Origin of the sequence: Pseudonocardia sp. ICBG162 (genome assembly GCF_020496225.1) — a bacterium.
GTDB lineage: Bacteria > Actinomycetota > Actinomycetes > Mycobacteriales > Pseudonocardiaceae > Pseudonocardia > Pseudonocardia alni.
Map to the genome: position 1 here is coordinate 289,967 of NZ_JAHLJD010000019.1, position 20,896 is coordinate 310,862.

The 20,896-nt window shown below is 75.4% G+C and carries 20 protein-coding genes and 1 tRNA gene; 11 read left to right on the forward strand and 10 right to left on the reverse strand.

Going from position 1 to position 20,896, the window contains the following annotated elements:
* Positions 1–42 precede the first annotated feature (42 nt).
* From KPL60_RS19860 to KPL60_RS19875, 4 genes are all read right to left on the reverse strand, one after another.
* Positions 43–930: an SCO1664 family protein gene (locus KPL60_RS19860; RefSeq protein ID WP_308016786.1), complete on the reverse strand. Its 888-nt coding sequence runs from the start codon at positions 928–930 to the stop codon at positions 43–45.
* The gene (locus tag KPL60_RS19865; protein WP_208821306.1) at positions 927–1,511 is read right to left on the reverse strand and encodes a DUF3090 domain-containing protein; all 585 of its coding nucleotides are present in this window, start codon (positions 1,509–1,511) and stop codon (positions 927–929) included. Before KPL60_RS19865 ends, KPL60_RS19860 begins: the two co-directional genes overlap by 4 nt.
* A 97-nt stretch (positions 1,512–1,608) precedes the next feature.
* On the reverse strand, positions 1,609–2,316 hold the full coding sequence (locus KPL60_RS19870; protein ID WP_226366793.1) for a histidine phosphatase family protein: 708 nt from the start codon (positions 2,314–2,316) through the stop codon (positions 1,609–1,611).
* Positions 2,317–2,345: 29 nt separating this feature from the next.
* A complete protein-coding gene (locus tag KPL60_RS19875) occupies positions 2,346–3,167 on the reverse strand; it encodes an undecaprenyl-diphosphate phosphatase (RefSeq protein ID WP_226355602.1) in 822 nt (273 codons plus the stop codon).
* 168 nt (positions 3,168–3,335) lie between these two features.
* On the opposite strand from KPL60_RS19875, the gene KPL60_RS19880 reads away from it, so the two are divergent.
* Positions 3,336–4,283 (forward strand): aldo/keto reductase, encoded by a 948-nt coding sequence (locus tag KPL60_RS19880; protein ID WP_226355601.1) that lies wholly within the window; start codon positions 3,336–3,338, stop codon positions 4,281–4,283.
* 105 nt (positions 4,284–4,388) lie between these two features.
* A complete protein-coding gene (locus KPL60_RS19885) occupies positions 4,389–4,673 on the forward strand; it encodes a DUF5703 family protein (RefSeq protein ID WP_062400830.1) in 285 nt (94 codons plus the stop codon).
* Positions 4,674–4,686: 13 nt separating this feature from the next.
* On the opposite strand, the gene KPL60_RS19890 is transcribed toward KPL60_RS19885, so the two are convergent.
* The 3 genes from KPL60_RS19890 to KPL60_RS19900 form a co-directional block, all read right to left on the reverse strand.
* A complete protein-coding gene (locus tag KPL60_RS19890) occupies positions 4,687–5,064 on the reverse strand; it encodes a VOC family protein (RefSeq protein ID WP_226366794.1) in 378 nt (125 codons plus the stop codon).
* Between the two features lie 66 nt (positions 5,065–5,130).
* Entirely contained in the window at positions 5,131–5,901 is a 771-nt protein-coding gene (locus KPL60_RS19895) for an SDR family oxidoreductase (RefSeq protein ID WP_226355599.1), read from the reverse strand.
* A gap of 200 nt (positions 5,902–6,101) precedes the next feature.
* Complete coding sequence (locus KPL60_RS19900; RefSeq protein WP_226366795.1) at positions 6,102–7,433, reverse strand: M20/M25/M40 family metallo-hydrolase; 1,332 nt, start codon at positions 7,431–7,433, stop codon at positions 6,102–6,104.
* Positions 7,434–7,532: 99 nt separating this feature from the next.
* Here KPL60_RS19900 and KPL60_RS19905 point away from each other — a divergent pair.
* The 4 genes from KPL60_RS19905 (at position 7,533) to KPL60_RS19920 (ending at position 11,095) form a co-directional block, all read left to right on the forward strand.
* Positions 7,533–7,617 (forward strand) — tRNA-Leu (locus KPL60_RS19905).
* A gap of 125 nt (positions 7,618–7,742) precedes the next feature.
* The gene (locus KPL60_RS19910; RefSeq protein WP_226366796.1) at positions 7,743–8,924 is read left to right on the forward strand and encodes an oxygenase MpaB family protein; all 1,182 of its coding nucleotides are present in this window, start codon (positions 7,743–7,745) and stop codon (positions 8,922–8,924) included.
* Positions 8,925–9,002: 78 nt separating this feature from the next.
* Entirely contained in the window at positions 9,003–9,443 is a 441-nt protein-coding gene (locus tag KPL60_RS19915) for a metalloregulator ArsR/SmtB family transcription factor (RefSeq protein ID WP_226366797.1), read from the forward strand.
* On the forward strand, positions 9,440–11,095 hold the full coding sequence (locus KPL60_RS19920) for a SulP family inorganic anion transporter (protein ID WP_226366798.1): 1,656 nt from the start codon (positions 9,440–9,442) through the stop codon (positions 11,093–11,095). The genes KPL60_RS19915 and KPL60_RS19920 overlap by 4 nt, the downstream gene beginning before the upstream one ends.
* Before the next feature lie 7 nt (positions 11,096–11,102).
* Here the strand turns inward: KPL60_RS19920 and KPL60_RS19925 are convergent, their stop codons facing one another.
* Entirely contained in the window at positions 11,103–12,296 is a 1,194-nt protein-coding gene (locus KPL60_RS19925; protein ID WP_226355594.1) for an MFS transporter, read from the reverse strand.
* Between the two features lie 126 nt (positions 12,297–12,422).
* Here KPL60_RS19925 and KPL60_RS19930 point away from each other — a divergent pair, with 126 nt between their 5' ends.
* The 3 genes from KPL60_RS19930 to KPL60_RS19940 all read left to right on the forward strand — a co-directional run bounded on the left by KPL60_RS19930 (position 12,423) and on the right by KPL60_RS19940 (position 16,291).
* On the forward strand, positions 12,423–13,616 hold the full coding sequence (locus KPL60_RS19930) for an aminotransferase (protein ID WP_226366799.1): 1,194 nt from the start codon (positions 12,423–12,425) through the stop codon (positions 13,614–13,616).
* Between the two features lie 51 nt (positions 13,617–13,667).
* Positions 13,668–15,104 (forward strand): MFS transporter, encoded by a 1,437-nt coding sequence (locus KPL60_RS19935; protein WP_226366800.1) that lies wholly within the window; start codon positions 13,668–13,670, stop codon positions 15,102–15,104.
* Between the two features lie 86 nt (positions 15,105–15,190).
* Positions 15,191–16,291 (forward strand): diguanylate cyclase domain-containing protein, encoded by a 1,101-nt coding sequence (locus KPL60_RS19940; protein ID WP_226366801.1) that lies wholly within the window; start codon positions 15,191–15,193, stop codon positions 16,289–16,291.
* Between the two features lie 10 nt (positions 16,292–16,301).
* On the opposite strand, the gene KPL60_RS19945 is transcribed toward KPL60_RS19940, so the two are convergent.
* Positions 16,302–17,957, reverse strand: coding sequence for an FAD-dependent oxidoreductase (locus KPL60_RS19945; RefSeq protein ID WP_226366802.1), 1,656 nt, complete (start codon positions 17,955–17,957; stop codon positions 16,302–16,304).
* A 165-nt stretch (positions 17,958–18,122) separates the two neighbouring features.
* On the opposite strand from KPL60_RS19945, the gene KPL60_RS19950 reads away from it, so the two are divergent.
* Positions 18,123–19,277 carry a DegT/DnrJ/EryC1/StrS aminotransferase family protein gene (locus tag KPL60_RS19950; RefSeq protein ID WP_226355589.1) on the forward strand — a complete coding sequence of 385 codons (1,155 nt, stop codon included), beginning with the start codon at positions 18,123–18,125 and terminating at the stop codon, positions 19,275–19,277.
* Between the two features lie 25 nt (positions 19,278–19,302).
* Here KPL60_RS19950 and KPL60_RS19955 read toward each other — a convergent pair whose 3' ends face one another.
* Positions 19,303–19,962 (reverse strand): ATP-binding protein, encoded by a 660-nt coding sequence (locus KPL60_RS19955; protein WP_226366910.1) that lies wholly within the window; start codon positions 19,960–19,962, stop codon positions 19,303–19,305.
* A gap of 124 nt (positions 19,963–20,086) precedes the next feature.
* Here KPL60_RS19955 and KPL60_RS19960 point away from each other — a divergent pair, with 124 nt between their 5' ends.
* Positions 20,087–20,686, forward strand: a complete 600-nt coding sequence (locus KPL60_RS19960; protein ID WP_226366803.1) for a sigma-70 family RNA polymerase sigma factor — start codon at positions 20,087–20,089, stop codon at positions 20,684–20,686.
* Positions 20,687–20,896: the final 210 nt, after the last annotated feature.

A 20,896-nucleotide genomic window follows, 5' to 3' on the forward strand; every position in this document is an offset into this window, starting at 1 on the left:
GTGTCGTCACACGATCTCGACCAACGTGCCTGGGCATCACAGCTAGAACGCCGGCCAGGGGATGGCCGGGCCGTAGCCGTCCGGGCCGGGGAAGCGCGGCTCGGCGAGCAGGTGGTCGATCCGGGAGCGCAGCGCCGCGACCTCGCGGCGGGTGACGTGCTCGCCGAGGACGTCGGCGAACTCGCCCGCCAGCCGGGCCCGCAGCTCCTTGAGGACGGCCGTGTGCTCCTCGCCGAGCTCGTCCCCGACCCAGCCCCACAGGACGGTGCGCAGCTTCGGCTCGGTGTGCAGGGTCAGGCCGTGGTCCACGCCGTAGACGTCGCCGTCCCCGGCGAGGATCACGTGCCCGCCCTTGCGGTCGGCGTTGTTGACGACGACGTCGAACAGCGCCATGTCCCGCAGCTGCGGGTGGTCGGCGTGGACCAGCACCACCGGGTCCCCCGCGCCGTCCCGGGCACGGAGCACCGGCAGCCAGCCGCCGGGGATCTCGTGCGGCTCGCACAGCTCGACCAGCGACTCGGTGGCGAGCTGGACGGTCTCCTCGGTGATGCCGCCGTCCAGCTCGTCGCCCGCGCCGTCGGCGGGCGGCTCGGACAGGGCGCTCTCGTCACCCGAGGAGACCCAGGCCTGCACCATGCCGGTCCCGAACGGGGCCTGGTCGCGCAGCACCGTGGGCGGGACGACGTCGAGCCCGGAGATCTGGGAGACGAGGAAGGCACCGACCTCGCGCCCGGCGAGGGTGCCGTCCGGGAAGTCCCACAGCGGGCGCTCCCCGCGCACCGGCTTGTACACGCAGCGCAGCTCGACGCCGTCGAGGGAGACGGTGCCGAACAGGGTGGCGTTGGAGGCGTCGACCATCCGGCCGGTGATGTCCATGCGGCCGGTGCGCAGGACCTCGAACACCGCGGGGTCGCGCAGGTCGAGCGTCACTCCGTCCCGGCCACGGGGTTGCGGTCGTGATAGCCGTTGAGGCGCACGCAGACGTGGCCCGCCGGGTCGAGTGGCTCGGCACACAACGGGCACGGGGCACGGCCGGCGTCGACGACCTTCTCGGCGCGCTCGGCGAAGGCCTTCGCCGCCGTCGGGGACAGGAACACGCGCAGCGCGTCCGGGCCCTCCTCGGTGTCGTCGAGGACGACCGACTCGTCGATCTCCTCCTCGGTGACCGCGAGCAGCTCGACGACGATCGAACTCGAGTCGGCGTCCCAGCCCAGGCCCATCGTCCCGACCCGGAACTCCTCCTCCAGCGGGACCGCGAGCGGGTCGTTGTCCGAGGACCCCGTGGTCACGGTCGCGCCGAGCAGGTTGTCCTCGCCGAAGCGCTTGGACACCTCGCCCAGCAGCGCCGTGATGCGTTCGGCCAGCACCGAGACCTGCTGTTTCTCCAGCAGCACACTGATCGTGCGGCTGCTCTCGATCGCCTGCAGGTAGAAGGCGCGATCGCCGGGCTCGCCGACGGTCCCGGCCACGAAGCGGTCGGGTCGGCGGAAGACGTGGATGACGCGTGCCATGACCCTTCCCAGGGTAGGCGTATCCGGCTGCGGGGGCATCCCCGCGGTGACCTGTGGGTGCGTCCACCAGGGACGATGCGAGGTGGATCACCCCGTCTCACGCGTTCGTGGAACCCCCGACCACGGCGTCGGAGGCGTTCACCGGCTGCTCCTCGCCCTCGGCGGGCTTCGGCTTGGGGACCAGGCTCGCGACGTCGCCGGACTGCTCGTTCATCCGCGCGACGAACGGCCGCAGCTCGGTGTAGGTGACGACGCTCACCGAGCAGGTGTCGACGACGATCCGCTGGAAGTTGTCGAGGTGGCTGGCCAGCGCGTCGGCGAGGATCGCCTTGATCACGTCACCGTGGCTGCAGGCCAGGACGATCGCGTCCTCGCCGTGCTCGGCCCGGACCCGGGCGACGTGGCGACGCACCGCCGCGACCGAGCGGGCCTGCATCCCGGCCAGGGACTCGCCGTCCGGGAAGGTCGCCGCCGACGGGTGCGCCTGGACGACCTTCCACAGGTCCTCCTTGAGCAGGTCGGTGATCTTCTGCCCGGTCCACGCGCCGTAGTCGACCTCGGCCAGGTCGTCCTCGACGACCGGCTCCAGCCCGCGGGCCGCCGCGAGCGGCGCGACGGTCTGGCGGCACCGCTCCAGCGGGGAGGTCACGACCGAGGCGATCGGCAGGGCCGCGAGCCGGTCGACGACGGCCGCCGCCTGCTCGCGGCCGCGGTCGTCGAGCTCCACGCCCGGGGTGCGCCCGGCCAGCACGCCCGCGGTGTTCGCGGTGGACCGGCCGTGCCGCAGCAGGATCAAGGTCGTCACGCCGACCGAGGCTACGGGAGTGACGGCGGTCAGTACGCGCTGACCGCGCCGAGCGACAGGGCGGCGAGCAGGGCGACACCCAGCGCGATCCGGTAGGCGACGAACACGTAGACGGTGTTGTTCTGCACGAACCGGAGCAGCCAGGCGATCACCGCGTAGCCGACGACGAACGCGACCACCACCGCCACCAGCATCTGCGCCCCGGACGGGCCGTCGCCGGCGAACACGTCGGGCAGCGTGAACAGGCCGGCCCCGAACACCGACGGGATCGCCAGCAGGAACGAGTACCGCACGATCGCGGGCCGGGTCAGCCCCAGGAACAGGCCGGCGGTGATCGTGCCGCCGGACCGCGAGACACCCGGGATCAGCGCCATGGCCTGGGCGAAGCCCAGCAGGATGCCGTCCTTGACGGTGATCCGTTCGACCGGCTTGACCTGCTTGCCGAAGCGCTCGGCCAGGCCGAGCAGGACACCGAACACGATCAGCGTGGTCGCGACCAGCCAGAGGTTCCGGGCGACGCCCTCGATCTGGTCCTTGAACAGCACCCCGAGCACCGCGATCGGGACCGACCCGATGATGACCAGCCAGGCCAGCCGGTAGTCGTCGGTGGCGCGGACCTCCGCGTCGCGGAACCCGCGCACCCAGGTGATGAACAGGTGCCAGATGTCCTTGGCGAAGTAGACGATCACCGCGGCCTCGGTGCCGAGCTGGGAGACGGCGGTGAACGCCGCCCCCGGGTCCCCGCCGAAACCGACCGCCGAGACGATCCGCAGGTGTGCCGAGGAGGACACCGGGAGGAACTCGGTGAGCCCCTGGACGATCCCGAGGACGACGACCTCGAGCCAGCTCACGAACGGCTCCCGTCGCGGCCGCGGACCGGGGTGCTCCGGTCCGGGGTCGTCCGGTCCTGGCGGCTCGGCTCCTGGTTGATCACGGGCCGTCACCGTACTCGCCGAGACGGGGGTCACTCTGCGCGCCCTCACCGGTCCCGCGGGCCCGCGCGCCTAGGCTCGACGACCGTGCAACGCAGACCGGTGGGCAGCAGCGGCCTCGAGGTGTCGCGGGTCGGCCTGGGCACCATGACCTGGGGCGAGGACACCTCCCCGGCCGACGCCGCGGACCAGCTGCGCGCATTCGTCGACGTCGGCGGGACCCTCGTCGAGACCGCCGAGGACTACGGCGGCGGCGCCGCCCAGCAGGTGCTCGGCGGGCTGCTGCGGGGCACCGTGCGTCGCGACGACGTCGTCCTCGCCGGGCGCGGCACGGCCGCCCCCGACGCGGGTGAACGGGCCTCGCGGACCGCGCTGCTGCGCTCACTGGACCGCACGCTGCGCCGGCTGGGCACCGAGCACCTGGACCTGTGGCAGTTCCCCGGCTGGGACCCCCGGGTGCCGCTGGACGAGACGCTGTCCGCGGTGCAGGTCGCCGTCTACTCCGGACGGGTGCGCTACGCCGGGCTGGTCGCCCCGGCCGGCTGGCAGCTGGCGACCGTCGCGGGCGGCGCCACCGCCGGGCCCGACCCGGCCGTCTGCCGTCCGGTGTCGGCGCAGGTGGAGTACTCGCTGCTCGCCCGGGAGCCGGAGGCCGAGCTCCTGCCCGCCGCCCGGCACCACGGCCTCGGGCTGCTGGCCTGGGCCCCGCTGGGCCGGGGTGTGCTGACGGGCAAGTACACCGACGGCACCCCGGCGGACTCCCGCGGCGCGAGCGCGCTGCTGGCCTCGTACGTGGAGGCGCGCCGCACCGAGCACTCGGCGCGGATCGTCCAGTCGGTCCTCACCGCCGCCGACGGGCTCGGCACCTCGCCGCTGTCGGTGGCGCTGACCTGGGTGCGGGACCGTCCGGGGGTGGCCTCGGCCGTCGTCGGGGCGCGGGACGCGGCCCAGCTGCGGGCCTCGCTCGCGGCCGAGGACCTCGTGCTGCCCGCCGAGATCCGCACCGCGCTCGACGACGTGAGCGACCCCGTCTGAGCCTCCCCCGCCGGCCCGGGTGCCCTTTACAGTGGGAATGCCCGACGCGACACCCACCGTTCACCCGGTGGGCACCGACGAGCACGGCACGACCGGGAGGCACGCATGACCGAGGGCGCTGGGAACGGGTCGGAGGACTCCGCCGCCGGGAATCGGGTGGCCGGGACTCGGGACGGCGACGGCTGGACCGACGACCGGTACGAGTACCGCCCGGTGCGCATCGAGGGGGACGTCTCCCGGCTCACGGCGTCGGTGCGGCTGGCGATCCAGGCCGAGTTCTCCGGCTGGGAGCTGTCCCGGCTGCGCCTCTACCCCGGTGGCGTACGCAAGATCGTGCTGCGACGACGGCTCGGTGCCCAGCAGGGCCTGCTGCCCGAGCCCACCTTCTGACGGTCCCCGCCCGTCAGCCGCCGTAGGGCACCGTGATGAGCTCCATCCGGTGCCCGGACGGGTCCTCGAAGTAGACGCCCCGGCCGCCGTCGTGGGTGTTGATCTCGCCGGGACGGCTCCCGCCGGGGTCGGCCCAGTACTGCTGGCCGCGGGCGGTGATCCGGGCGAACGCGGCGTCGAACTCGTCGTCGGAGACCAGGAACGCGTAGTGCTGCGGGACGATCGTCGCCGGGTCGGCGTCCATGAAGTCCAGGTCGACGCCGTTCGCGACGCGCACGACCCGGAACGGACCGAACGACGTCGGCTCGGGCAGTCCCAGGATCTCGGTCAGGTACGCCGCCCCGGCGCGCTTGTCACGGGAGTGGACGATGGTGTGGTTCAGCTCGGCCATGCCCCCAGGATGTGACCTGCACCGTGGTTCAGGTCAAGACGGTCCGGGTCACGACAGGCTCCGCGCTCAGGCGTCCTGCCAGCCGACCTCCGGCGGCGTGCCCGCCCCCCGCGGGCTGGGCACCCCCCGGAACCCGTAGGGCGCGGGCTCGCGGCCGGGCTGCACGTACCAGCACTCCCCCGGCTCGCCCCGCTCCAGGATCTGCTCGACGGCCGCGGCGACGTCGTCGGCCCCCAGCAGCGGGAAGTCACCGAACTGGGCGCGGACGTTGCCGATCAGCGGGGTGTCGGCGAACCCGGGGCACACCGCGGTGACCCGGATGCCCTCCCCCGCCAGCGCCGGGCCCGCGGCCCGGACGTAGCCGACGACGGCGTGCTTGGTCGCGGTGTAGAGCGCGTCGCCGGGCAGGCCGATCAGCCCGGCCAGCGACGCGGTCGCCACCACGTGCCCGCCCCCGGCGCGGCGCAGCGCCGGGACGGCGGCGTTGAGCCCGAACACCACGTGGTCGAGGTTCACCCCGAGGATGCGCCGGTAGCCGTCCAGGTCGAGGTCCTCGACGCCGGACTGGCCCGCCGTGATGCCGGCGTTGAGCAGCACGATGTCGAGCCGACCGAAACGCTCCTCGGCCGCGGCCACCGCGGCGGCCATCGCCGCGGGGTCGGTGACGTCGGCGGCGTGGGCGAGCCCACCGGCCTTCTCCGCGACGGCCGCGGCGCCGTCGGCGTCCCGGTCGACGACCACGACCTGCGCACCCGCCGCCACCAGCCGGTCGACCGCGGCCGCGCCGATGCCCGACGCGCCCCCGGTGACCAGGGCGACCTTCCCGGAGAGATCCATGGAGGTCACCCTGCCACCCGGCGACCGGTGCCGTCATCCGTCCCGGCGCCGGGCAGCGGCTCAGGCCGTCCGCAGGCCCCGCCCGATGTTCCTGCTCACGCTGTGCGCAGGCCCTGCCCGATGTTCCTGCTCACGCTGTGCGCAGGCCCTGCCCGATGTTCCTGCTCACGCTGTGCGCAGGCCCTGCCCGATGTTCCTGCTCACGCTGTTCGCAGGAAGCGGTCGAGCACCCGGGTGCCGAACCTCAGCGCGTCCACCGGCACCCGCTCGTCGATGCCGTGGAACAGCGACGCGAAGTCCAGCTCCGGGGGCAGCCGCAGCGGCGCGAAGCCGTAGCACTTCATGCCCAGCGTCGAGAACGCCTTCGCGTCGGTCCCCCCGGACAGCATGTAGGGGACGATCTCGGCGGTCGGGTCCTCGGTGCGCAGCGCGGCCTGCATCGCGTCGGTCAGCGCACCCTCGAACGGCGTCTCGACGGCGGGCAGGTCGGTGACCCACTCCCGCTCGACGTCCGGGCCCAGCAGCTCGTCGACCTCGCGCAGGAACGCCTCCTCGCGGCCCGGCAGCACCCGGCAGTCGACGACCGCCTCGGCCGTCGACGGGATGACGTTGGCCTTGTACCCGGCGTTGAGCATCGTCGGGTTCGCGGTGTCCCGGACGGGCGCGCCGATGATCCGCGAGATCGGGCCGAGCTTGGCCAGGGCGCCCTCGAGGTCGTCCTCCGGGTACTCGACGCCGGTCAGCTCGGTCATCCGGTCCAGGAACGCCTGCACCGTGTCGGTGATCGTGAGCGGGAACGTGTGGTTCCCGAGCCGGGCGACGGCCTCGGCCAGGATGGTGACGGCGTTGTCGTCGTGCAGGAACGAGCCGTGGCCGGGCTTGCCCTTGGCCCGCAGCCGCATCCAGGCGATGCCCTTCTCCGCGGCCTCGATCAGGTAGGCCCGCTGGTCCTCACCGAGGGTCAGCGAGAAGCCACCGACCTCGCCGACGGCCTCGGTGCACCCCTCGAACAGGTCCGGCCGGTGCTCGACCAGCCACTGCGCGCCCCACTTCCCGCCGGCCTCCTCGTCGGCGACGAAGGCCCACACGATGTCCCGCGGCGGGACGACGCCCTCACGCTTGAAGCGGCGGGCGACCGCCAGCATCATCGCGTCCATGTCCTTCATGTCGACGGCGCCGCGGCCCCAGACGTAGCCGTCCTGCACGGCCCCGGAGAACGGGTGCACCGACCACTCGCTCGCGTCCGCGGGGACGACGTCGAGGTGGCCGTGCATCAGCAGTGCGCCGCGGGAGCGGTCCGCGCCCTCGAGCCGGGCGATCACGTTCATCCGCCCGGGCATGCCGGACTCGACCAGCTCGACGTCGTAGCCGACCTCGCGCAGCTTGTCCGCCACGTAGTCGGCGGCCTCGGCCTCACCGACGAGCGTCTCCGGGTCGGCAGTGTTGGTCGTGTCGATCCGGATCAGCTCCGAACACAGCTGCACGACCTCGTCCTCGGCGCTGCTCGGGTCGTCGTTCGCTGAAGCGGTCATGGGCGTCGTTCTACCACCGGCGGCGCGTGCCGACCCCGCCGCAACCCGGCCGTGGGCCTCGGCTATGCTTCCCTCACGACGCGATCGAGAGATCGCGACGTCCGAGTGGCGGAATGGCAGACGCGCTAGCTTGAGGTGCTAGTCCCCGTATAAGGGGGTGGGGGTTCAAGTCCCCCCTCGGACACACATCCTCCGAAACCGGTCACGGTCCTCCGTGGCCGGTTTCGTGCGTTCCGGGCCCGTCGCCCTCCGTAAGGGGGGATCGGCACGCCGTGGTTGTCGCCGGGCGGCGCAACTAGGAACGACGTCATGACCACATCGAACGGAGCTCCTCCGGTACCCGGGCGGGCCGTCGGCCTCGCCGCCGCCCGTACCCGCCACGGCGACGACGTCGACCTGCTGCTGCGGATGTTGCGGGTGGGCGACCCGCTCGCCGACGCCGTCGTCGCCGAGTTCGACGAGCTCGGCGCCCCCGCCCGCGACGCGCTGCAGCGCGGTCTCGCCGCGGGGCGGGCCGGTGTGCCGGACGCCCCACCGGCCGTCGACGCGCTGCTCGCCCAGGTCGAGACCGTGCCCGGCTGGGTCTCACCGGAGCTGCTGGACACCGGCGACCGGATCTCGCTCGCCGTGCCGCCGCACTGGAACCACCTGGCCTTCGCCGGCGGATCGCTGACCCACACCTACAGCTCGCCCTCGATGGCGAGGCTGCTGGTGGGGACCGGCCGGCTGACCGCGACCGCGCCGCGCCGGCTCGCCGAGACCGGGATGTGGGCCGCCGCGGCGACCCTGCCCGGCGGTCTGCGCCGCGGCGCCCCCGGCTACGTGCAGACCGTGCAGGTCCGGCTGCTGCACGCGCGGGTCCGGGCCTCGGCCACCCGGCACGGGTGGGACGCCGACCGGTGGGGGGTGCCGGTCAACCAGGCCGACGTCGCCCGCACCTGGCTGGACTTCACCCTCGTGCCGTTCACCCTGCTGGCGGGCATCGGCCACCACCTCACCGCCCACGAGCAGTCCCGGCTGTACCGCTACTGGTGGTACGTGGGCCACCTGCTGGGCCTCGACGAGCGGCTCTTCCTCGGCATCGAGGACCACGAACGGGCCCGGACGCTGCTCGACCTGCTCGACTCGACCGCCGACGCACCGGACGCGAACAGCAGGGCGCTGGTCGAGGCCCTCTACGCCGCGGCGACCGCCAACCTCGCCGCCGCGCCGGGCTCACCGATGGACGCGGCGGGCTGGCGCGACCTGCTCCATGCCGTCGCCCGCAGCTGCCACGGCGAGGAGGTCGCCGCGGCGCTCGGCATCCCGGAGTCCCCGTTCGCGCCGTTGCTGCCGCTCCTGGCGGCGGGCGAGGCGACGGCGCGCCACCACCGGCGGCAGGTCCCGGGGGCGATGCGGCAGGCCGAGGAGGACGGCATCGCCGCCCGCCGCGGGCTCGTCGCCGTCGTCACCGGCAGCACTGCGTTCCAGGACCACATCACGCACCCGTGAACACCCGGGTGACGCGCCCGACCGTCCACGTTCTGTTTGACGACTTACGATAGTCGTCAAACGAGGAGGTGGGCGCCGGTGTCGCTCGACGACCGACGGACCGAACCGCTGTACCGGATCAAGGCCGAGCTGTTCAAGTGCCTCGCCCACCCGGTCCGGATCCGGATCCTGGAGGAGCTCGCCGCCGCGGAGGGCGACGCGGTCGCGGTGTCCGAGCTGCTCACCGTCACCGGGTGCGAGGCCTCCCAGCTCTCCCAGCACCTCGCCGTCCTGCGCCGGGCCGGGCTCGCCACCTCCACCCGCAGCGGCAACGCCGTCGACTACCGGCTGGCGGCACCGCTGGTGGCCGAGCTGCTGGTCGTCGCCCGGGCGTTCCTCCTGGCCGGTCTGGCCCGCGACGAGACGCAGCTGGCCGCCGCACGGGCACTGCCCCCGCTGCCCGGGGCCAGCGCGCGGGTCCTGCTCGAGGCGGGCGACGCCCCGGCCGGGGCCGAGGCCGGCACCGCGGCGCTGCGGTGAACGTCGCCGACCTGCTCCCCCGTCGCGAGGACTACGACCTCCGCCCCCGCACGCTGCGCGCCGACCTCGCCGCCGGGGTCACGGTCGGCGTCGTCGCCCTCCCCCTCGCGCTGGCGTTCGGCGCGAGCGCCGGGGTCGGACCGGCGGCGGGCCTGGTCACCGCGGTCGTCGCCGGGATCGTCGCCGCGGTCCTGGGCGGCTCGAACGTCCAGGTGTCCGGCCCGACCGGTGCGATGGCCGTGGTGCTCGCCCCGATCGTCGCCGCGCACGGTGCCGGCGCGGTCGCGCTCGTCAGCGTGCTCGCGGGGCTGATCGTCCTGGTCGCGGGCGTCGCGCGGCTCGGCCGGGTCGTCGGCTACCTGCCGTGGCCGGTGGTGGAGGGCTTCACCCTGGGCATCGCCTGCATCATCGCGCTCCAGCAGGTCCCGGCCGCCCTGGGCGTGCACGCCGAGGCCGGGCACGACACGGTCGTCACCGCGGTCCGGGCCGTCGTCGCGGCGGCCGGGTCCGCGTCGCCGACCACGGTCTGGACGCTCGGCGCGGGCGCCGTGGTGGCGGTGCTCGTGCCGGTCCTGTCGCGGCTGCACCCGGGCATCCCGTCCTCGTTGGTCGCGGTCGTGGTCGTCACCGTGGTCGCCGAGCTGACCCACGCGCCGGTGCCGCGGATCGGTGCGCTGCCGGACTCGCTGCCGTTGCCGGTCGTCCCCGGGTTCGACGTCGCCACGCTGCGTGAGCTCGCCGGTGCCGCACTCGCCGTGGCCGCGCTGGCCGCGGTCGAGTCGCTGCTCTCGGCCCGGGTCGCGGCGTCGATGACCCGGACCGGGTACCGCGCGGACCGCGAGCTCGTCGGCCAGGGGCTGGCCTCGGTCGCGAGCGGGCTGTTCGGCGGGATGCCCGCCACCGGCGCCATCGCCCGGACCGCGGTGAACGTGCGCGCGGGCGCCCGGACCCGGCTCTCGGCCGTGGTGCACGCGCTCGTCGTGCTGGCCGTCCTGTACCTCGCCACCGGGCCGGTCTCCCGGATCCCGCTCGCCGCGCTGGCCGGGGTGCTGCTCGTGACCAGCGTGCGGATGATCCCGGTCGCGACGGTCCGCGCCGTCGTCGGCGGGGGCCGGGCCGCGGCGTTCACCTTCGCCGTCACCGCGGTGCTCACCGTCGCCGTCGACCTCATCGTGGCGATCGAGATCGGGATCGGGATCGCCGCGTTCTTCGCGCTGCGGCACCTGTCCCGCGACGCCGGGGTGCGCCGCGAGCCGCTGCCCGGCCCCGCCGAGCCCGGTGACGAGCACATCGCGCTGTTCCGGCTGCAGGGCGCGCTGTTCTTCGGCGCCGCCGACCGGATCCTGACCACGGTGCTGGAGGGGACCGCCGGGACCGGGGCGCAGGTGGTCGTCCTGCGGCTGTCCGGGCTCGGCATCCTCGACGCGACCGGTGCCCGTGCGCTCGGCGAGCTCATCGACACGCTCGAGGCGGGCGGGCTCACCGTGATCGTCAAGGGGGTCCGCGGGGAGCACCGCGACGTGCTGAGCGGGGTGGGGGCGCTCACCGGGCTGCGGCACCCGTCGCACCTGCACACCGACCTCGACGAGGCGGTCGCGCACGCGCGCACGCACGTCCGGCGCCCCGTCGTGGACGGCACGGGGCCCCGGTAGAGCCGGGTCAGCGCGGATCACGGACCCGGGTGCCGACGGCCAGCACCGCCCCCACCGCCGCGGCCCCGGCGAGCACCGCGAACAGCTGCGGGTAGCCCCCGAGCGGCCCGGCCAGCGCCGCACCGGCCCACGGCGAGACCGCGACCGCCACCGTCGCGGGCGCCGACAGCAGCCCGCCGAGCCGCCCGTAGAACCGCGACGGCCACCGGTCCGACACCGCCGTGGCCTGCAGCAGGGTCGTGATCCCGCGGGCCGCGCCGGTCAGCACCGCCGCGCCGACCAGCAGCCACGCCGGGCCGGGCAGCAGCCCCAGCAGCGCGGTCGACGCGGCCAGCGCCGCCAGGACGAGCACCGCCCGTGCCGGTGGGGCCAGCCGTCCCACGGCGCGGGTGTAGAGGGCCCGCCCGGCGACCTGCCCGACCCCGCCGAGCCCGAGCGCCCAGGCCGCCGTCTGCACGTCGAGCCCCCGCTCGATGAGCAACGGCACCTGGTTCACCGCGACCGCGAACCCGCAGAACGTGCCGAGGAACACCGCGGCCACGGTCAGCAGGAACGGGCGGCTGCGCGCGATCGCGCCCGGGTCGGCGTGCTCGGGCGGGGCGGGGGCCTCCGGCCACGGGCCGCGCAGCCCGAGCAGGTGCGCGGGGACCGTCACGACCAGCAGGACGACGGCGAGCACCAGGTAGGTCCCGCGCCACCCGAACCCGCCGAGCAGCGCCGCCGACAGCGGCGCGAACACCGTGCTGGCCAGGCCGCCGGCCAGGGTGAGCCCGGTCAGCGCACGCACCCGGTCGCTCCCCCACCAGCGGGTCAGCGCCGCGAACGCGGGCGGGTACAGCGTCGCCGACTGCGCGAGCCCCGCGACCAGCCACGCGGCGAGGAACCACGGCCACGACGGTGCGACGGCGATCCCGACGACGGCGGGCACCCCCAGCAGCGACCCGGCCGTCATCACCCAGCGCGGGCCCCACCGGTCCAGCAGCCGTCCGACGACGATCCCGGCCAGCGCGGACACCCCGAGGCCCGCGGAGAACGCGCCGGTCACCGCGCTCACCGACCAGCCGGTGTCGGCGGAGACCGACGGCGCGAGCACCGGGAACGCGTAGTAGAGGACGCCCCAGCTGGTGATCTCGGTCAGGCACAGGACGAGCAGGACCCGGCGGCGGAACCCCGCGCCGGGCGCCGTCCGGACCTCGACCACCGTGCCACCTCGCAACGCCTCGTGCGGCGACCGTATCCCGAGGGTCGCTGGACCGCCCCGGGCCGCGTCGGCGACGATCGGACCCGCAGGACCGACGCAGGACGACCCGGAAGGCGGCATCCGACGGTGCGACTCGACCCCACGACGGCGGCCGGCAGCGACTCCCCCATCGGCGCGGCCCTCGCGCTGGCCGGCGAGCGGGACCCGGCGCGGAACGCGACGCACCCGTTGCTGGACCTGTCGCAGGCCGCGCCGCCGTACCCGCCGGCACCGGAGGTCGTCGAACGGGTGGTGGAGGTCGCCCGGGACCCGGGACTGTCCGGCTACGCGCCGGTGCCCGGCATCGCCCCGCTGCGCCGGGCGGTCGCCGACGAGCTGACCCGCGACTACGCCGGCGGGATCTCCCCGGACGACGTCGTCGTCACGGCGGGCTGCAACCAGGCGTTCGCCGTGGTCGCCGACGCCCTCGCCGGCCCGGGTGACGAGGTGATCTCGCCGCTGCCCTACTACTTCAACCACGACATGTGGCTGCGGATGCGCGGCGTCACCCCGGTGTACCTGGAGCCCGACGCGGACCTGGTCCCCCGGGCCGCCGACGCGGCGGCGCTGATCACTCCCCGCACCCGCGCGATCGTGCTGGTCACCCCCGGCAACCCGAGCGGGGTGACGGTGCCGCCGGAGGAGATCGTCGCGTTCGCCGAGCTGGCCCGCCGCCACGACCTCGCGCTGGTCCTCGACGAGACCTACCGCTCGTTCCGGCCCGACGCGCCCGCGCCCGCGCACCCGCTGTTCGCCGACCCGTCGTGGCGCTCGACCGTGGTCAGCCTGCACTCCTACTCCAAGGACCTGGCCATCCCGGCGTACCGGGTCGGATCGGTGATCGCGGGCCCCGAGCTGCGACGCCAGGTGCTCAAGCTGCTCGACTGCATCGCCATCTGCGCGCCGCGGACCGGGCAGGAGGCCGCGCTGGCCGGGCTCACCCGCGCCGGGGCGTGGCGGGCCGACCGGGTCGCGGAGATCGCCCGGCGACGGGAGTGGGTCGGTGCCGCACTCGCCGACCGGCCGGGTGGGTTCGAGATCGCCGCGCTCGGCGGGTTCTTCGCCTGGGTGCGCCACCCGTTCCCGGACCGACCGACCCTCGACGTCGTCCGGACGCTGCTGCTCGACCACGACACCCTGACCATCCCGGGCACCGCGTTCCTGCCCGACGACCGGCAGATGCTGCGGCTGTCGGTGGGGCGGGTGGACGAGGCGGCCGCGGCGCTGCTGGCCGAGCGGCTCACCGAGGCCGGGCGGCGGGCGGGGGTGGTCACCGGCTGACCCCGGGGCCCGGCGGCGGAAGAGACCGGGACGTCCCGGTGTTCGCCGACCATGGACACCGGACTGCGCACCGGCACCGCGGCCGGCCGCTGGGTCATCACGGCCTGCGTGCTCGGCTCGGGCATGGCGATGCTCGACAACACCGTCGTCACGATCGCCCTGCCCCGCATCGCCGAGGACCTCGGCGCGGGATTCGCCGGTCTCCAGTGGACGGTCAACGGCTACACCCTGACCCTGGCCGGGCTGATCCTGCTCGGCGGCTCGCTGGGCGACCGGTTCGGCAGGCGGCGGATCTTCGTGACCGGGGCGGTGTGGTTCGCGCTGGCCTCGCTGCTGTGCGGGCTGGCGCCGAGCGTCGAGGTGCTCGCCGCGGCCCGGGCCCTGCAGGGGGTGGGCGGGGCGCTGCTGACCCCGGGCAGCCTGGCGCTGATCTCGGCGTCGTTCCACGGGGCGGACCGGGCGGCGGCGATCGGGGCCTGGTCCGGGCTCGGCGGGGTCGCGGGGGCACTGGGCCCGTTCGTCGGCGGGACGCTCGTGGAGTGGTCGTGGCGGGCGGTGTTCCTGATCAACCTGCCGCTCGCGGCGGTCGTCGTCGCGGTGGCGGTGCGGCACGTGCCCGAGTCGCGTGACCCCGACGCCGCGCACCGGCTCGACGTCCCGGGCAGCGTGCTCGCCGTCGCCGGGCTGGCGTTGCTGACCTGGGCCGGGACGGCGGCCGGCGCCGGTGCGTCGCCCGGGCTGCAGGTGTGGGGCGCGGGCCTCGCCGGGGTGGCGGCACTGGTGGCGTTCGCGCTGGTCGAGCGGCGCAGCCGGTCCCCGCTGGTGCCGCCGGAGCTGTTCACCGGCACCGGCGACGCCGGGGACGGGCGCCGGTTCACCGGCGCGAACGTCGTGACCGTCGCCGTCTACGCGGCGCTGGGGCTGCTGTTCGTGCTGCTCGCCGTGCAGCTGCAGATCGTGGCCGGGTTCTCCCCGTTGCTCGCGGGGACCGCGACGCTGCCGGTCACCGTGCTCATGCTGCTGCTGTCGGCCCGCGCCGGTCGCCTCGCGACGCGCACGGGCCCGGCGCCGCTGGTCACCGGCGGGCTGCTGCTGGCCGCGGCCGGGATGCTGCTGGCGTCGCGGATCGGGCCGGGCGCGGCCTGGCTCACCGACGTGCTCCCGGCGACGGCGCTGGTCGGGCTGGGGCTGTCCGCGGCCGTCGCGCCGCTGACCACGGCGGTGCTCGACGCGGCGGCGGACCGGCACGCGGGCGTCGCGTCGGGGGTCAACAACGCGATCGCGCGGGCCGCGGGCCTGCTCGCGGTGGCGGCCGTGCCCGCCATCGCGGGGATCCGTGGGGACGCCCCGGCCGATCCGGCGTCGTTCGGGCCGGGGTTCACCATCGCCATGACGATCGGGGCGGCACTCCTCGTGACCGGCGCCGTACTCGCCGCTGCGCTACTCCGGGGACGACCTGCGACTCACACCACACCTACGCTGCAGTAGTCAGCACCCAGCGTATACCGTAAAGACAAGCGTTACTGCAAGCGAGTGAGGTGTGTGTGCGCGGACTCGGACCGGATTCCCCGGCCGTGTTCGACGCTGCGGACCGTCCCTCACGGACCGTCACCAAACCACTGCTCGTCGCGCTCGCCCGGGCGACCGAGGAGTTCGCACTCGCCCCGTCCCGGGACCGGCCGATGGCCGTCGTCGGGCTCTTCCAGCGGTCGGAGTACCTCGGGCCGGTGCTCGGCGCCTGGGACCGGCTCGCCGCCGCCTGCGGGGACGGCGCCGTCGTCGCCACCGTCGGTGCGACCCCCGACGGGCTCCCCGACGGCCTCGGGCACGTCCGTCTCACCGACGGCGAGGACGCGGCCCGCGAGTGGAGCGTCACCGTCCTGACGCCGCGGTCCGGGGCGACCGTCGTCGCCCACGACCTGGAGGCCGTCGACGGGTCGGCGCGCTCGCTGGAGCGGGGCAGGCTGTTCTCGGCCCGCTGGTCGTTCCGGCACGCCGACGCCCACTCCGAGCTGCTGCGGCTGCGCCACCAGCTCGGCGCGCGGCTGGGCTCGCGGCACACCGGCGGGCTCGACGAGGTGCTCTCCCGGGTCGTCCCCATCCCCGGCACGGCCACCGACCACCGCTACGACGCCGCCGCGGACACCCTCGCCCGTGAGCTGTCGCTGGAACGCCGCCGCGCCGACGCCGCGCAGACCCGGCTCGACGAGCTCGAACCCGGCGCCGAGCGCGACCCGCGCAGCGGGCTGCCGACCCGGGCCTTCCTGGACCGCTGGCTCGACGGGTCGGCGCCGGGCACCCTGCCGCTGGGCCTGGTGCTGCTGCGGGTGCACGGGCTGGGGTCGATGACCCGGCGGCACGGGTTCCGCGCCGAGACCGCGGTGCTCCGCGGGATCGCCCGGCTGCTCACCGGGCAGGTCGGGTCCGCCGGGCGGCCGGTGCGCGTCGGGCGCGAGGAGTTCCTCCTCCTGCTGCCCGGCACCGACGTCCGGTCCCTGGCCGCGGCCGCCCAACGGCTGTGCGAGACCGTCGCCGGGCTGGCGGCGGTGTTCCCGTTCGTCCCGACGCCGTCGCACGCGGTGATCACCCGGACCCGGCACCGCCCGCTTCCCCTCGAGGAGATGTGGGCGGCGCTCGACGACGCCGGGACCGGCGTCACGCTGCTGCGCGGCTGACCGCGCGGGCTCAGCCCCGGACGTCGGCCGCGATCAGCTCCGCGGTCCGGCAGGCCAGCGCGACCAGCGCCAGCGTCGGCCCGACCGCCCCGGCCGACGGGAACACCGCGCTGGAGGCGACGTGCACGTTCGGCGTGCCGTGCACCCGGCACGCCGGGTCCACGACGCCGGTGCGCGGCGAGTCCGACATGCGCAGCAGCCCCATCTGGTGGGTGCCGTCGGTCATGTCCATGTCGTGCACGCGCTCCACGTCGGACAGGTCGACGTGGGCGAGCCCGGTCCGCTCCAGCTCCTTGCCGATCAGCGACAGCGACGTCGCGATCGCCTCCCGGTCACCCGCGGAGACCCGGTAGTCGACCCGCAGCCGGTGCTGGCCCAGCGCGTCGCGCTCGCGGTCGAGCGTGACCCGGTTCGCCGGGTCGGGGGTCTGCTCGGCGTCGAACCGCAGCCGGCAGTGCGCGGAGTCCAGCGGCATGAACGACGGCACCCGCCGCTCCCCGGTGATCCGCGGCCGCGCCCATCCGCGGGCGAAGCGCGCCACCCGCAGCGGGTCCGCGGCCACGTTGCGCATGTGGTGGCCGATGTCGGTGGTGTGGCTGTACTGGGCGTGCGTCCCGGCGGCCTTGAACCCGGCACGGAGCTTGCCCAGACCCCAGTAGGTCAGCGCGAACGTCGACAGCAGCGCGTCGCCGTGCTCGGCGTCCTTGGGGTCGGCGAACCACAGCGCCGCCTTCAGGTTGCCCAGCCGGTGGTCGGCCTGGACCTGCGGGGACAGCGAGAGCATCCGGCGGGCGTAGACGCCGTCGTCGGTGGGCAGGTAGCCCAGGCCCAGCGTGCGCCCGGCCGTGGTCAGCCGCAGCCGCCCGACCTCGCCCACCGGGTGGGTCATGTAGTGCCGCCCGACCTGGCCGTACTCGTCACCGATCCCGGCTCCGGTCCCGGTGCCGCCGTAGCCGTCGGAGGCCAGCAGGATCCGGACCGACTCCAGACCCCCCGCCGCGACGACGAAGTGCCGCGCCCGGATCCGGATGTCGCACCCCGGCCGCGGGACGACGACGGCCTCGGTCGCGTTGCCCGACACCGGGTCGCGCTCCAGGCGGGCGACGGTGGCGTGCAGGAACAGCCGGATCCGGCCGGCCTTCGCCATGTTCTCCACGGTCGGCGCGAACGACGTCGGCGGGCTCCAGCGCCACAGGTCGTCCCAGCGCAGGGTGTCGCTGCGGATCCCGGGCGGGGGCGCCGGGAAGCCCGATCCGTCGGCCGAGTACTCGCAGGCACCGGCGTCGAGGTGCCGCTGGGCGGCCGGGTACCAGGCGCGCAGCTCCTCGTGCGGGATCGGCCACGCGGCACCGGGCATCCACTCGCGGTCGGAGAAGTCGACGTCGTCGAGCGGGGCGCAGCGGCCGCCCCAGACCAGCGAGGTGCCGCCGAGGCGCTTCTGCCGGACGGCGTCGACCGGGTCGTGCTTGCCCCGCCCGGTGATGCCCCGGTAGGTGTCGCGGGCGGTGCGGCTCAGGCCCGGGCCGCCCCCCTCCAGGACGACGACGCGCAGGCCGCGGTCGGCCAGCTCGGTCGCGGCCGCGGCCCCGGCCGGACCGCTGCCGATCACGCAGACCTCGGCCTCGAAGATGGAGCCGGGGAGCGCGCGCCGGGTGTCGATGAGCATGGAGGGCGGTTCCTTCCGAACGTGGTGCGGTACTGCCACCGATGGTGCCCCGGCTCCGCTGTGAGGACGCTGTGGCTGCTCCCACCCTCCCGTCCCCCGGTCGCGCCGACCCCGCCCGGTACGGTCGTGTCCGGTTCACACGGTTCGCATCCGGAGGAGCACGGTATGGGACTCGCCGCCATGGCGACGACCGCACGGGGGATGGCCGCGACGGTCCGGGTCCTCGGGCGCGGGGAGCTGGGACGCTTCACCGGGGGCGACCGCTCGGAGGTCGCACGGTTCGAGTCCGAGCTCGCCGGGTTCCTCGGGACCCCGCACGCGCTGGCCGTCAACAGCGGCACCAGCGCCCTGGTCGCGGCACTGGTCGGTGCCGGGGTCGGCCCCGGCGACGAGGTGCTCGTCCCCGCCTACACCTGGGTGTCGACGGCCGCCGCGGCACTCGCCGTCGGCGCCGTGCCGGTCCTGGTCGAGGTCGACGCCTCGCTCACGATGGACCCGGCCGACCTCAAGGACCGGATCACCCCGCGCAGCCGGGCGGTGCTGCCGGTGCACATGCTCAACCACGTCGCCGACATGGACGCGATCATGGACGTCGCGGCCGCCCACGACCTCGTCGTGATCGAGGACGCCTGCCAGGCCATCGGCGTCACCTACCGGGGGCGCCCGGCCGGGTCGATCGGCCACGCCGGGGCCTTCAGCTTCAACCAGCACAAGAACATCCGCTCCGGCGAGGGCGGCGCCCTGGTCACCCGGGACCCGAAGCTGTTCGAGCGGGCGTCGATGTACCACGACGTCGGCAGCTACGAGCGCGCCGGATTCGCCGGGGCCGACGCGGACCTGATCGTCGGGGTCAACCTTCGGATGCCCGAGCTGTCCGCGGCGGTGCTGCGTCCGCAGCTGGCCGGTCTGCGGGCGCAGATCGCCCGGCGCGGGCGGCACCGCGACATCATGCTGTCGGCGCTGGCGGACCGGATCGGGCGCGACCTGGAGCCGGTCCCGCACCACGACCCGGCGAACGCCGCCGGCCTGGCTCTAGCCTTCCGGACCCCCGAGGAGGCGGCGGAGTTCGGTGCCCGCCGCGGCGTGCACCGGCTCATCGACACGGGCCGGCACGTCTACACGAACTGGCGCTCGCTGAGGGCCCGCAACCCGCTGCACCCCGGGTTCGACCCGTACGCGGCGAACGGCACCGAGATCGACCACGGCCCCGGCGCCTGCCCGGGCACCCTGGAGATCCTGGCCCGGACCTGTGTGGTCGACCTCGCCCCCGAGCTGCCGACGCCGGCGTTCCGGCTGCTCGCCTCCCGCACCGCGGGCTGAGCCGCCCGGCGGCCCCGGCCCGGTCTCAGCCGGCCGGGGCCAGCACGGCCTGCACGTGGCCGTCGCGGGCGACGGTGCCGGTGACCGCGACCGGCACCTCGTGGGCGAACCCCGGCCCGTCGGTGACGAAGGTGTGGAACTCGCCGTTCTCCCCGCACGGGTCCACTCCCGGTGGCAGCGCGGCCAGGAACTCCGCGTCGAAGGCGGCCCCGGCGAGCCGCGCGGGGACCCGGTCCGGGTCGACGGCGACGACGACCGCCCGCAGCCCGGCGTCGAGCATCCCGGCGGCCAGCGCGCCGGTCGCCGCGCCCCACAGCGGGAACACCCCGGTGACCCCGGTGCCGTCGAGGACCTCCTCTCGGAACGCACGGACGTCGGCCAGCGCCAGGTCGCCGTGCACCAGCCCCGTGACATCGGACGCGGCGGCCGGCGCGAGCGCGGCCCGCAGCCGGGCCCGGTACTCCCCGTCCGGGCACGACGGCGGCAGCTCCACCCGGTGCAGCGGCAGGCCCAGCGCGTCGGCCTGGGCGGCGACGAGCGCGGCGCCCACGCCGTGCACCGCGATCTCCGCGCCACCGGGCCCGGCCGTGACGGTGCTGAGCAGCCCGGTCACCCGCGTTCCGGCCCGTCGCGCGGCGGCCAGCGCCGTCGCCGCGTCCTTGCCCCCGGACCAGCTGACCCACATGTCGGACACTCCGCGACGGTAGCGTCCGGACAGCATCGATCCGGTCACACACCGTGTTCCCACGGAGCGGACGGTGACCGGGTCGGGCTTCTGCCCCGCACGGCCGACGGCTACCGTGACCAGCGTGCCCGAACGCCACGACGACGCCACCGTGACGGCGTGGGCGTTGGCCGCGGGTGCCGGTGACACCGCCGCGCTCGCGGAGTTCGTGCGGGCGACCCAGGTCGACGTCCACCGCTTCCTCGTCCACCTCGCCGGTCGCGACGACGCCGAGGACCTCGCGCAGGAGACGTTCCTGCGGGCCCTGCGGTCGCTGCCCTCGTTCGCGGGCCGCTCCACCGCCCGCACCTGGCTGCTGTCGGTCGCCCGCCGGGTCGCCGTCGACGCGGTGCGCACCGCGGTCCGCCGGCCCCGCGTGCGGGACCTGGGCGAGGACACCCAGGAGGTGCTGGAGCGCGCGGTGCCCCGCACCGGCGCGCAGGAGGCCGTCCTGCTGCGGACGCTGGTCGACGCGCTGCCCGACGACCGTCGCGAGGCGTTCGTCCTGACCCAGGTCCTGGACCTGGGCTACGCCGAGGCCGCGCAGGTCTGCGGCTGCCCGGTCGGCACCATCCGGTCCCGGGTCGCCCGGGCCCGCGAGGACCTGCTGCGCGCGCTCGGCGAGGACGGGGCCGGGACCGCCGGGGCGCCCGCGTCCGGCGTCCGGCGCGCCGCCCGCCCCTGAGGCCGCGCCGCACCCGACGCGTCCCACCCTGCCGCCGCCCCGACCGCCGCGGCATCCGGCCGCATGCCACCCGACCACCGCCGTCCGACGGTCATGACGGGAGTGACCGGCGTCGCACCCACCGGACCGGTACGGGCGGGAACCGGACGGGCCCCGCCGGCGACCACTTCCGGCGTGCGCCCCCGCACCTCCCCCGCCCCCGAGGAGTAC

Excerpts from the sequence above, each read along its gene's own strand:
- KPL60_RS19865 (WP_208821306.1), bottom strand. The coding sequence starts at position 1,511 with ATGGCACGCGTCATCCACGTCTTCCGCCGACCCGACCGCTTCGTGGCC.
- KPL60_RS19885 (WP_062400830.1), top strand. The coding sequence starts at position 4,389 with ATGACCGAGGGCGCTGGGAACGGGTCGGAGGACTCCGCCGCCGGGAAT.
- KPL60_RS19890 (WP_226366794.1), bottom strand. The coding sequence starts at position 5,064 with ATGGCCGAGCTGAACCACACCATCGTCCACTCCCGTGACAAGCGCGCC.
- KPL60_RS19895 (WP_226355599.1), bottom strand. The coding sequence starts at position 5,901 with ATGGATCTCTCCGGGAAGGTCGCCCTGGTCACCGGGGGCGCGTCGGGC.
- KPL60_RS19900 (WP_226366795.1), bottom strand. The coding sequence starts at position 7,433 with ATGACCGCTTCAGCGAACGACGACCCGAGCAGCGCCGAGGACGAGGTC.
- KPL60_RS19910 (WP_226366796.1), top strand. The coding sequence starts at position 7,743 with ATGACCACATCGAACGGAGCTCCTCCGGTACCCGGGCGGGCCGTCGGC.
- KPL60_RS19935 (WP_226366800.1), top strand. The coding sequence starts at position 13,668 with ATGGACACCGGACTGCGCACCGGCACCGCGGCCGGCCGCTGGGTCATC.
- KPL60_RS19945 (WP_226366802.1), bottom strand. The coding sequence starts at position 17,957 with ATGCTCATCGACACCCGGCGCGCGCTCCCCGGCTCCATCTTCGAGGCC.
- KPL60_RS19950 (WP_226355589.1), top strand. The coding sequence starts at position 18,123 with ATGGGACTCGCCGCCATGGCGACGACCGCACGGGGGATGGCCGCGACG.
- KPL60_RS19955 (WP_226366910.1), bottom strand. The coding sequence starts at position 19,962 with ATGTGGGTCAGCTGGTCCGGGGGCAAGGACGCGGCGACGGCGCTGGCC.